We start from the raw sequence: 325 nt of genomic DNA on the forward strand, positions 1-325 counted from the left end.
TGTTCTTATCTCCACCGACTGGGATGGGACTGAAGAAAGTCTTCTAAGTGCCGAATGGCAGATCCTTTCTGCAGCATACATCGCGCAGAATAATGACTTTTTTGGAGACTGGTTCTCTTCAGGCCTTGTGGATCTTTCCTGTGTCGATGGAAAAGGATACATCGCCTTCAGGTACACCGGCAGTGATCTGGCCTATTACAATGGAGTTTATGAACTGGATGAAATAGTGGTCTCTGCAGATTGATTCCGCAGAAACCACTCTAAAATCAGTTTTCTGTCATGCCTTCCAGCTTGAGGAGAAAGGCATATTCCAAAGCTGTTTCCT

General features: G+C 45.2%; 1 protein-coding gene. It reads left to right on the top strand.

The window, feature by feature from the left end:
* Window positions 1-244, top strand: a 244-nt coding sequence (locus HC175_RS22050; protein ID WP_209310193.1) for a choice-of-anchor J domain-containing protein, incomplete at its 5' end; no start/stop codon positions are given.
* Window positions 245-325: the final 81 nt, after the last annotated feature.

It is taken from the genome of Salinimicrobium oceani (assembly GCF_012037645.1).